This is a genomic window from Bacillus sp. 7_6_55CFAA_CT2, assembly GCF_000238655.1.
In the GTDB taxonomy this organism is placed as follows: domain Bacteria; phylum Bacillota; class Bacilli; order Bacillales; family Bacillaceae_G; genus Bacillus_A; species Bacillus_A cereus.
The window spans coordinates 575714-586998 of sequence record NZ_JH414708.1 but is presented as its reverse complement, the minus strand read 5'-3'; the positions used below and the strand labels follow the sequence as shown (position 1 = coordinate 586998).

Below are 11285 nucleotides of genomic sequence, written 5' to 3'. Positions count from 1 at the left end.
CCAATAATAATTGGCTTCTTTTTATATGAATGAATATTTACAATAGTAAGAAAAATAAACTATAATGAGGTGAGGTTTACTTTTTTTAGAAAAGGAGGGAGATGGCATGGAGCGCATGTTTCGCGTTCTCGGCTTTTGGACTGGAATTTTCTCGGTTATGTTTTACGTAGGGGATATGCAACAGACCGCACTACTATTTTTAGGACAAACAGGTTTCTTCGTACTTTTAAGCTATTTAAAATTAACAGAGCGTATGTATATATACGTATTCGGGGCATATTTAACTGTTTTCTTCATAGGATTTACATACTACACGACATTTTTACTTGTCCCTGGGGCTGGACATTAAAAGATGGCATTTTGCCATCTTTTTTTAATCCCGGAATTTCCTAGTTGACTTATAGGTTTTATTACCTTATATTCTATATAACAGATTGGAATTAGGGGGAATCAACATGAATACACTGCTTGTCGGAATTAACGTTGCAGTCATGCTAATCTTAGTTGGCGTATTATATTATATGCAACGTAAGCATGTATCTTTTAATAAACGTGTATTTACCGCTTTAGGAGTCGGAATTTTATTCGGTCTTATATTACAATTCATTTATGAGCCAACTTCTAAAGTAATTATTGAATCAAATACTTGGTTTGGCTTAATCGGTAACGGTTATGTGAAATTACTTCAAATGATCGTTATGCCACTTATTTTAGTATCTATTATTTCAGCATTTACAAAATTACAGTTAACGAAAAACCTTGGTAAAATTAGTGGTCTTATTATCGGAATTTTAATTCTTACTACAGGAATCGCTGCAGCTGTCGGTATCGCTGCAAGTGCAGGATTTGATGTATCTGCAACAGGCCTACAACAAGGTGATGCAGAATCTGCTCGTCTGAAACTAGTTGAAGAAAGATTTACTTCTATTGAAAAGACAACAATTCCAGATAAATTATTAGAGCTATTGCCTACAAATCCGTTTCTTGATTTAACAGGCGCTCGTCCAACATCAACAATTTCTGTCGTAATATTTGCAGCCTTTATCGGCATTGCCTTTATAGGTGTAAAAAGAAAATATCCAGAACAAGCAGAACTATTTAAGAAAATGCTTGATGCTGTATATGCAATCGTAATGCGTATGGTAACATTAATTTTACGCCTTACTCCATACGGCGTATTAGCTCTTATGGCAAAAACAGTTGCTGGTAGCGATATAAATGCTATTTTAAAACTTGGTAACTTCGTGTTAGCCTCTTACGTAGCACTTATCGTAATGTTTATCATTCACTTATTATTAATTGCATTGTCTGGTTTAAATCCAATTCAATATTTGAAAAAAGTGTTCCCTGTACTAACTTTTGCATTCACATCTCGCTCTAGTGCTGGTGCGATGCCATTAAATATTGAAGCTCAAAAAGAAAAACTTGGTATTTCCGAAGGAATTGCAAACTTCGCAGCTTCATTTGGGGTATCTATCGGACAAAACGGTTGCGCAGGTATTTATCCAGCAATGCTTGCAATGATGGTCGCTCCAACTGTAGGAATTGATCCATTACAACCACAATTTATTTTAACTTTAATCGCTGTTGTTGCTATTAGCTCATTCGGTGTTGCCGGAGTTGGTGGCGGTGCAACATTCGCAGCTTTAATCGTACTATCTACAATGAACTTACCAATCGGTATTGTTGCTCTAGTTATCTCGGTTGAGCCATTAATCGATATGGGTCGTACAGCTCTTAACGTAAGTGGTTCTATGACAGCAGGTCTTATTTCAAGTAAATGGCTTGGTGAATTAGATCAAGATACGTACAATCAAGATGATACAAAAACTGGTGAAATTGCTTCATAATGAAAAAAAGACGCTAACATACAATTGTTAGCGTCTTTTTTATTCCGTTCCCTCTTTATAGATTTTATCTTGAGAATTCTTACTCCAAGTATTCTTCTAGTTACTCTTTTAACTCCTCCTCAATCTCATAACAAGATTCATCAACAAGTTCCCCTACTTTCTTACTCCCAAAAATGTTTGATTGAATTGACATTCCTAAAAAGATTTTTTCGCATTTCCAAATTGGAATATAGTGAAATTCAATCATCTCTTTTTCTTCATCTAATATAGCTATGGCAACTGATGAATAATAACCCACCTCAAAGGGATTCTCTTTTTCTCTTGCAAATCCCATATCTAATTCCATGTGTTTTTCTATGTATAAATCGCATACTCTTTATGCAGTTTAAGTGATATTCGCTCTATTTCCTTCTCCATACATTGAATGTTCTCTTTTAACTCCAACGTAAACTCCTGTTCTTTATATTTCATTTTCGCCTCCTGAAACATAGAAAAAGAGAATATGATAACATATCCTCTTTCCTCAAATATATTTCATTATCTCACAGCCCGTCCTTTTCACAAATAACCATTTTGTTCGCACCATTTATGAAATTGTCCTACGTCTACTCCAACTAACACGATATCCTTTAGCTCTACATCAATGATTTGTTCTCCAATTACAATAGCAAACTGCGATGCTAATTTTGTCTCGTTTTTCTTTACAATTCCAATTCGGTTCCGATGCGGTCCATCTTTTATATATGCTTTTTGTCCTACAATATCAAAGTTCAAAATTCTCACCTCTTTTACTGCGCTCAAATTGGAAATACGATCTCCACCTCGGAAAATTTCCTTTCATTGCACTATTTCTCTATATATATGACGAAACAATAAAAGAGTCCTTCCTTCTTTACAATTATTTTTTCTTTGTTTCATTTTTGTGATTGAAACGTAAAGTTTATAATAAAATACACTTGGAAGCGCTTTCTATGTAATTTTTTATGTTATAATATATAAGTAGAACTTCGTAAAGAGGGTTAAAAAATGAATACAAAAATGATTAAAAAAGTAATTGAAGCATTAAAAGTATATGGCTTTCAGGATGTATCATTCTGTGACAAAACGAAGCAATTTTTATTTCATAACGAAACCGATATTATGAGCGGCTATGCAGAAATAACATATAGTAGTCAATTTGAAAAATTCAACGTACAAATTCATCCAATTGAAACGCATCACCAAGCAGAGTTACAAGAGATTGAAAGACATATACAAGCTTGTATAAGAAAAGTGGAATATTTAAACGCACTTCTTACCGGGCAGACAAAACTAGATGATAAAATTATTATTATGTAAAAAAAGAACGTGATCCAATCACGTTCTTTTTTCATTATACGTTCATCTTTTCCTTTAGTTGTAATCCTGTAACAGATTCTAATACATCCATCGATTCTCCAAATGTCATATCAAAAATTGTCTTGTCCTCTATGTATGGAAACTGTCTGAAACGCTTTTCTAACAACTTCACAGCATCTGATGTAAAGTTTGCACTATCAATGCCAAATTCTGTTTCAAGAAGAACGATCCAATCTAGCACATGAAAACCTAATCCATTGACGAATGAAATAAGTTTTTCTTCTGGATTTGAAGATAAGAATACTTGGCGTTCCATCTCACTAAAAAGTTCTTCTCCTAAGATTTCAGCTAACTCATCATCATGTTCACGTTCAACAAGTTCTTCGTAGCCGTAATCATCCACAAGCTCTTCTACTTCTTCACTATCCTGACAAAGCAATTGACTAAGAAGTGCCTCTTTCTTAAATTCACTATTTTGTACGACTTCTAAAAAGCTCGTTTCCCATCCATTTTCTAATTTCATATTATGTACTCCTTTATATACGTTTCTTATCATCACTGTACCCAAAAGATCACTTTTATAACCTTTTAGGTAGTTACTATTATTTCACATGATTCATAACAAAAGATGCAAACTCAGCTACATCTCCTTCAAAAATATTTATTTCTGGCAAGTGATAGAACGTTGTTTGGAGCGGGTTTCCTGCATGATATACATATATCGTTTTCTCTAGTGCAATCGCCATTCCAAACTCTGTATGGCTCCCGTTTCCACCATCTAATATAAGTAAAAATACATCCGCTTCTTTTACAGCATTTCGTTCTGCCTGACCAATTTCTCTTAATTGTTCTTCATTCGCTGCTCTTTCGTTTTTGGTCCAATCATATGTATGGTGCCATCCTGCATGTTTCAGTTCATTTGCTACGGAATGTACAAGATGTTTATTTTGGAAACCTGAGGCGATATAAAAATTCATTTATATACACTCCTTCATTATGTATGGGGAAACTCCTTTTTAGCGTTATTTGTTATAGCTATAATAAAGAACAACTTCAAAAAAAATCCCCATCTTTAAAACTTATTTGCGTTTAAATGATGGGATGCTTCATGGTCTTCTTTTATTTTTTGTTTTTTATAACTTTCATCAGCTAACATTTCTAGTTCAGCTGTTATCTCTGACTTTTCAAGCTCTCTTTCTTGCGAAAATTTCCTTGAAATATAAACAATAACACTACCAACGTACAACACAAAGCATATAATAAGTGCAGTATTTTCATAGAGACTTAGCTCCAACACAGTCACTCCTAATCCATTCGTATTTTCACGCCTCATTAATTGGAATTTCCCTATTAACCCATTTGTTATCCCGCTATTTGAGGGCAGTAAGACTACCTCCTCAAAATTTAGTAACAGTAAAGAAGTTAGATGTGGGATGAACCCAACTGATTAAAGTTTCACTTTATTGTAACATAAAAATATCAATTCTTGGAATCTTTCACCCTACTAAAAGAGGCATGATTGTTTCATCATGCCTCTGAAATATTTTGAATGATTGTTTTAATTGCTTCTTTTCCATTATATTTTTTTAGTGCTGTTTTATACTTCTCATTATTTTGATTCAATTCTTCGACATACTTTATAAGAGATTTTACAGTTACATCTTCTTCATATAATACGGAGGCATACCCTTGCCTTTCAAAGGACTCTGCATTTAATATTTGATCTCCACGGCTTGCAAATTTCGATAATGGAATTAAAACCATCGGCTTTTGTAATGTTAAAAATTCAAAAATTGCGTTGGAGCCCGCGCGTGAAATAACAAAATCTGTTACCGCTAATATATCTGGCAGTTCTCCATGTACATATTCAAATTGTCTATATCCTTCTTTATTTTGTAAACTTTCATCAAGGTTACCTTTTCCGCAAAGGTGAACAATTTGATATTTTTTAAGAAGTTCTGGTAATGCTTCTCGAGCCGTATCATTAATTTTTTTCGCGCCCAAGCTGCCTCCCATAATCGTAATAACTGGCTTTTTACGTGAAAAACCTAAAAACGCTAAACCTTTTTCACGATTTCCCTTCAGCACTTCTTCACGTACAGGAGATCCCGTATATATTACTTTTTCTTTCGGTAAATGTTTCGCTGCTTCTTCAAATGTAACAAATATTTTCGAAGCAAAACGAAGCGCAATTTTATTTGCTAGTCCTGGTGTCATATCAGATTCATGTAATAAAACTGGTACTCTATTTAGCCATCCTCCAATTACGACTGGTACAGATACGAAACCGCCTTTTGAAAAAATTACATCTGGTTTTAGTTTTCGAATCCTTACATACGCATCCATAACACCCTTCATTACAAGAAAAGGATCTTTTATATTTTTCAAATCAAAATAACGACGTAGCTTTCCACTCGAAATACTATAGTAGGGAATGCCTTCCTTTTCTATAATCGTTTTCTCAATACCTTGATGAGAACCAATATAAGAGATATCCCAGTTGTCTTCCTGTAAATATGGGATAATGGCTAAATTAGGTGTTACATGTCCTGCCGAACCGCCACCTGTAAAGACTATTTTCTTCATACGTCTCCCCCTTCTAGACTATAATACACTAAAATATCTTGCCTCAGGGTGAGAAAATACCATAGCCGTTACGGACGCTTCTGGCTCCATCATGAATCCTTCTGTTAATGAAATACCTATTTCCTCTGGATGAATTAAGCGAAATAGCTTTTCTTGATCTGCAAGTTCTGGACACGCCGGATAACCAAATGACACTCGTATTCCTCTATATTTCGTACGGAAACGTTCTTCCATCGTCAGTTCAGGTGAGTCCGGAATGCCCCAGCGGTCACGAATGAGCATATGTGTTTTTTCAGCAAGTCCTTCCGCTAATTCAAGCGCTAACGATTGAATGGCATGACTACGTAAGTAATCACCTTTCGCCTTCCACTCTTCAGCAATGTCCCGAATTCCTTCCCCAACCGTAACAGATAAGAAAGCAACATAGTCCATCTCATCTCCTATTGGGCGCAAATAATCACCTAAAGTACGATAGGGAGCCTTTCCTTGTCTAGGGAATGTGAAACGCTCTATAACACGCGTATGATCTTTTGGATCATATATTACAATGTTTTGTCCGTCGCTTTGCGCTGGGAAAAATTGATACACTGCTTTCGGCTTTAACCAAGATTGTCCTTCCTGCAATAATTCATCTATTAAATCATTTAATTCATGTGCTCTCTTATTTCCCTCTTTCAAAAGCTTCTTCACATTTCCTTTTAATCCAAGGTGATGCCCAAGTAGCATTTGTCTATTTAAAAATGGAGCGAGATGAAAGGCCGGAATATCGCGTAATACAATTCGTTTTGTTGAATCAGGCACGATAACTTCAGCCTTCGGTAATGGCTCAATTACTGCTGGAATTTCTACTTTCTTCTCCTCTTTTTTTACGATATGAAGATGACGTTCTTTTTTATCCTGTTTCATCTTCTCACGCTCTTCTTCTTTTTGAAGCTTATTAATAATATCGAGCCCCGTCATCGCATCACTCGCATAACAAACGAGCCCTTTATATGATGGTGAAATCCGATTATCTGTAAACTTTCTCGTTAACGCTGCACCACCTACAACAATGGGAACATCAATATTTGCTGCTTTTAAATCTTCAGCAGTCGTTACCATTTGTTGCGCTGATTTTACTAATAAACCGGAAAGGCCTATAATATCCGGTTTCTTTTCTTGTACTTCTTGAACAATTCGATCCGAACGTACATTAATTCCTAAATTAATAATCTCATATCCGTTATTTGCTAAAATAATTTCAACGAGATTTTTCCCAATATCATGCACGTCACCTTTTACAGTTGCTAATAATACTTTCCCTTTTTTCGCACTATCACTAGATTCCATATGTGGCTCTAAATAGCTTACAGCAGCTTTCATACTTTCAGCACTTTGCAATACTTCAGCAACAATAAGTTCATTATTATTAAATAGTCGTCCTACCTCATCCATCCCTGTCATAAGCGGACCGTTAATAATATCAAGAGGTTTTCTTCCTTCTTCAAGCGCAAGACTTAAATCCTCGTGTAATCCTTGTTTCGTACCTTCTACAATATAATTTGCTAGTCTTTCATCAAGCGTTAACGTTTCTTGCACAACGATATCTTTCTTTTTAGCAACTCGGTAAAAGTTTGTAAATTCTTCTAACGTCTCTTTCGTCGTTTCAAACAGTAGTGCATCTGCAAGGCGTTTTTCTTCCTCTGGAATCGACGCATAGCGTTCTAATTTTTCCGTATTCACAATCGCGTAATCTAACCCTGCTTTCGTAGCATGATATAAAAAGACTGAATTTAATACTTCACGTCCAGCCGGTGGTAAACCAAATGATATGTTACTTACCCCTAAAATCGTTAAACACTCTGGTAACGCTTCTTTAATAAGGTGAATTCCTTCTATAGTCGCTGCTGCTGAACCAATATATTCTTCATCACCTGTCCCTACCGGAAACACAAGTGCATCAAAAATAATATCTGACGGGCGTATCCCATACTTCTTTGTAAGTAATTCATAGCTTCTTTTCGCAATTTCTATCTTTCGCTCCGCACTAACCGCCATACCGTCTTCATCAATTGTTCCTACAACTATAGCAGCACCATACTTCTGAAGAAGCGGTGTCACTTTTTTAAATCGTTCTTCTCCATCTTCTAAATTAATTGAATTAATAACAGCTTTTCCTTGAATATAAGTAAGAGCTTGCTCCATCACATTTTCATCTGTTGAATCAATCATAATCGGTACTTTTAAAACTTTCGTAACTTCTGCTAAGAAGTTTTCCATATCTTCTATTTCATCGCGATCAGGATCTGCCATACAAATATCAATAATATGAGCATTTTTCTTCACTTGCGCTCTTGCCACTTCAGCAGCCTCTTCAAATTTCCCTTCTGCTACTAATCGTTTAAATTTACGTGACCCAATAACATTCGTTCTTTCACCTACAAATAACGGTCTCATAGACTCATCATATTGCAGTGCTTCTAATCCACTAATTCCATGTCCTTCTCTCTCATGATGGTCACGAGGCTTAAGAGATGCTAGCGCGGATTTCATTTCTTTTATATGTTCTGGTGTCGTGCCACAACAACCACCAATAATATTAACCCATCCTTCTTCAGCAAATCGCTTCACCTTTTCAGCAAGAGAAGATGGAGATTCATGGTAATGTCCATCTTCATCAGGAAGACCTGCATTTGGATAACAAGAAATGTAACACTCCGATAAATCAGATAGTGAACGAATATGGTCCCTCATAAACTCCGGACCAGTCGCACAGTTTAACCCAACAGATAATGGTTTCATATGTTCTACTGATAAATAAAAAGCTTCAATTGTTTGCCCAGCCAGAGTCGTTCCCATTGGCTCAATCGTACCTGAAATCATAATAGGAACCGTTTTTTTCAGTTCTTCAAAAGCAGCTTGAATTCCAATATAAGCTGCTTTCACGTTACGCATATCTTGACTCGTCTCAACGAGTAATACATCAACTTCTCCTTTTAATAATCCTCGTGCCTGCCTTGTATAAGCTTCAATCAATTCTTCAAAAGTCACACCACCAGTAACACTAATTGCTTTCGTTGTTGGTCCCATCGCTCCCGCAACATATACTTCATTCCCGCTTTCTTTAACAGCTTGCTTCGCCAAAAGTGCTGCCTTTTCATTTAGTTCTTCATCTAAATGAGACAGCTCATAATCACTTAGTACAATATTCGTTGCCCCAAATGTATTTGTTTCAATAATATCCGCTCCAGCTTCAATATAAGCTTTATGAATCTTTAAAATAACGTCTGGTCTTGTTTCCACTAAATATTCATTACAGCCCTCGTACTCTTCTCCTCCGAAATCTTCAGCAGTTAAATCCTCTTGCTGAATCATTGTCCCCATTGCACCATCTAATATTAAAATGCTATTTTTTAATTTTTCTTCTATACACTTCATCAATTAATACCTTCTTTCACTTCTTGCTTTTCTCTTACATATTTAACAAGATGTTCTGTAATTTCATACTTTAAAAATGGTGTAATAAGATAAATACCATTAAAATATTTCATCGCTGCGTCGACCAATTCTTGTGAAATGCGAATCCCTTCCTCAATTGCTGCCTCTTTCGTTTCATGTCCATCCATTCTCTCTCTTATTTCTTCAGGAAGAGTAATACCCGGCACCTCAAAATGAAGAAAATCTGCATTCCGCTTACTTACTAACGGCATAATTCCAATAAAAATAGGTTGTTCCAAATGCTTTGTCGCTTCATACACTTCTTCAATTAACTTGATATCGTAAATTGGCTGAGTTAAAAAATACTCCGCTCCAGCATCTATTTTTCGTTCCATTCGCTTAACCGCCGCTTTTAAGTGCCTCACGTGAGGATTAAATGCGCCGCCTACAGAAAACCTTGTCGCCGGTCCAATTGATTTCCCTAAAATTGAACGTCCATCGTTCATTTCTTTAATCATTTTAATAAGCTCAATAGAGGATAAATCATATACAGAAGTGGCACCGGGAAAATCACCAACGCGCGCTGGATCACCAGTTAAAGCTAACACTTCTTCCATCCCTAACGCCGATAAACCTAACAAATGAGATTGTAGTCCAATGACGTTATGATCTCTACACGTTAAATGCGTCAATACTGGGATATCATGCTTCGTTAATAACGCACCCATCGCCATATTAGAGACACGAGGCGATGCTAATGAATTATCTGCTAGAGTAATAGCATCTGCTCCCGCTCTTTTTAACGCTCTTGCTCCTTCAAAAAAACGCTGTGTATCTAACGTTTTCGGTGGATCTAATTCCACTACAACTGTCGTTTGTTTTTTTGCTTTCTCTGCTAGAGTGACGTGAGCCTTCGAACGTTTCTCATGCGTATGAACGACTTTTGGCCTTTGAATCGTTTCTTTTTCTATTACAGGGGTAATATTCGCAACAGCGCGCTTCATACTTTGAATATGTTCTGGAGTCGTACCACAACAGCCACCCAATAACCGAATACCTTGCTCAATAAATTTCGGTGTCATCGCTTCGAAATAAGCTGGACTTCCCTCATATACGTAACGTCCCTCTACATAATTCGGGAGACCTGCATTTGGGTATGCTGATAAATAGCCATTTTGCGGAATCGATATCATTTTGAAAGCTTCCGTCATATGAAGTGGTCCTAGTTGGCAGTTCAATCCAACAACATTTGCACCGTAATCTAAAAGCTGTTTTAATATTTCATTTACATCATTTCCATTTTGAGTCGTACCTGCCTCATGTAACGCTAATTGAGCTACAATTGGAATGTTCGTTTGCTTTCGTAACACCTGAACAGCATGAAGTAATTCAAATTCATCATAAAAAGTTTCTAATAGTAATCCATCAACCTGTTCTTCTAGTAAAGCCCCCGCCTGTTCAAGTAATATAAACTCCCTTTCCATATCAGTCGTTGTAACAGCTCCGATATGTTTCATACCACCAATTGTTCCTAAAATTGCATTTTTATCTGTCACAGATGCTTTCGCCAATTTCACTGCCGCTCTATTAATTTTTGTAACTTGATTTTCTAAACCATACATACGTAATTTCGCCTCATTTGCTCCATACGTATTCGTTTGAATTACATCTGCTCCAGCAGCTACATATTGTTTATGAATGGATATAATTAGATCTGGATCAGATACGTTCAATTCTTCAAAGCTACTTTGCAAACCATGTGAATGCAATAACGTTCCAACCGCACCATCACCTATTACAATTCCTTTTGATAATAAATCTAGTAATTTCACGAATCTCCCTCATTTCTATCAATATAAAAACCCCCTCTTCACTTTGAAGAGGGGGACATAATTGTTCCTCCTCTTATTATGCAAAACATTCGTTTTGCAGGTATTAGCACCGTTTCAAACATTTCGTTTGAAGGTTGCCGGGTTTCACAGGGCCTTTCCCTCCACCGCTCTCAATAAGAGTTGTCTTTATTATTTTATTTATGTAGCTAAAAGGAAATGCGTTCCCCTTTTAACAATGTTTGTTAATTTTTTAATAAATTTA

General features: G+C 36.1%; 10 protein-coding genes, 1 pseudogene and 1 riboswitch. Of the genes and pseudogenes, 3 read left to right on the top strand and 8 right to left on the bottom strand.

Going from position 1 to position 11285, the window contains the following annotated elements; translation table 11 throughout:
- Nucleotides 1-106: 106 nt before the first annotated feature.
- Together HMPREF1014_RS03185 and HMPREF1014_RS03180 are read left to right on the top strand one after the other, a co-directional pair.
- The gene (locus HMPREF1014_RS03185) at nucleotides 107-349 is read left to right on the top strand and encodes a DUF2626 domain-containing protein (RefSeq protein ID WP_000440721.1); all 243 of its coding nucleotides are present in this window, start codon (nucleotides 107-109) and stop codon (nucleotides 347-349) included.
- Between the two features lie 106 nt (nucleotides 350-455).
- The gene (locus HMPREF1014_RS03180; RefSeq protein WP_001094344.1) at nucleotides 456-1850 is read left to right on the top strand and encodes an L-cystine transporter; all 1395 of its coding nucleotides are present in this window, start codon (nucleotides 456-458) and stop codon (nucleotides 1848-1850) included.
- A gap of 100 nt (nucleotides 1851-1950) precedes the next feature.
- Here the strand turns inward: HMPREF1014_RS03180 and HMPREF1014_RS29455 are convergent.
- Both HMPREF1014_RS29455 and HMPREF1014_RS03170 read right to left on the bottom strand, forming a co-directional pair.
- Nucleotides 1951-2321 (bottom strand): annotated as a pseudogene (locus tag HMPREF1014_RS29455) (hypothetical protein).
- A gap of 87 nt (nucleotides 2322-2408) precedes the next feature.
- Nucleotides 2409-2624: a DUF3912 family protein gene (locus HMPREF1014_RS03170; protein ID WP_001008326.1), complete on the bottom strand. Its 216-nt coding sequence runs from the start codon at nucleotides 2622-2624 to the stop codon at nucleotides 2409-2411.
- Between the two features lie 252 nt (nucleotides 2625-2876).
- Between HMPREF1014_RS03170 and HMPREF1014_RS03165 the strand changes: the two genes are divergently transcribed.
- Nucleotides 2877-3188 (top strand): hypothetical protein, encoded by a 312-nt coding sequence (locus tag HMPREF1014_RS03165; protein ID WP_001093237.1) that lies wholly within the window; start codon nucleotides 2877-2879, stop codon nucleotides 3186-3188.
- A gap of 34 nt (nucleotides 3189-3222) precedes the next feature.
- Here the strand turns inward: HMPREF1014_RS03165 and HMPREF1014_RS03160 are convergent, their stop codons facing one another.
- The 6 genes from HMPREF1014_RS03160 to HMPREF1014_RS03135 all read right to left on the bottom strand — a co-directional run bounded on the left by HMPREF1014_RS03160 (nucleotide 3223) and on the right by HMPREF1014_RS03135 (nucleotide 11023).
- Complete coding sequence (locus HMPREF1014_RS03160; protein WP_000764266.1) at nucleotides 3223-3711, bottom strand: hypothetical protein; 489 nt, start codon at nucleotides 3709-3711, stop codon at nucleotides 3223-3225.
- A gap of 79 nt (nucleotides 3712-3790) precedes the next feature.
- Nucleotides 3791-4165: a nucleoside 2-deoxyribosyltransferase gene (locus HMPREF1014_RS03155; RefSeq protein ID WP_001012333.1), complete on the bottom strand. Its 375-nt coding sequence runs from the start codon at nucleotides 4163-4165 to the stop codon at nucleotides 3791-3793.
- Between the two features lie 95 nt (nucleotides 4166-4260).
- Nucleotides 4261-4521 carry a DUF3966 domain-containing protein gene (locus tag HMPREF1014_RS03150; protein ID WP_001250699.1) on the bottom strand — a complete coding sequence of 87 codons (261 nt, stop codon included), beginning with the start codon at nucleotides 4519-4521 and terminating at the stop codon, nucleotides 4261-4263.
- A 194-nt stretch (nucleotides 4522-4715) separates the two neighbouring features.
- Nucleotides 4716-5774, bottom strand: coding sequence for an undecaprenyldiphospho-muramoylpentapeptide beta-N-acetylglucosaminyltransferase (gene murG, locus HMPREF1014_RS03145; RefSeq protein WP_000724777.1), 1059 nt, complete (start codon nucleotides 5772-5774; stop codon nucleotides 4716-4718).
- An 18-nt stretch (nucleotides 5775-5792) separates the two neighbouring features.
- A complete protein-coding gene (metH, locus tag HMPREF1014_RS03140) occupies nucleotides 5793-9191 on the bottom strand; it encodes a methionine synthase (RefSeq protein ID WP_000649687.1) in 3399 nt (1132 codons plus the stop codon).
- Nucleotides 9191-11023, bottom strand: a complete 1833-nt coding sequence (locus HMPREF1014_RS03135; RefSeq protein WP_000770358.1) for a bifunctional homocysteine S-methyltransferase/methylenetetrahydrofolate reductase — start codon at nucleotides 11021-11023, stop codon at nucleotides 9191-9193. The genes metH and HMPREF1014_RS03135 overlap by 1 nt, the downstream gene beginning before the upstream one ends.
- A gap of 70 nt (nucleotides 11024-11093) precedes the next feature.
- A riboswitch (SAM riboswitch) is annotated at nucleotides 11094-11203 on the bottom strand.
- Between the last annotated feature and the right edge of the window lie 82 nt (nucleotides 11204-11285).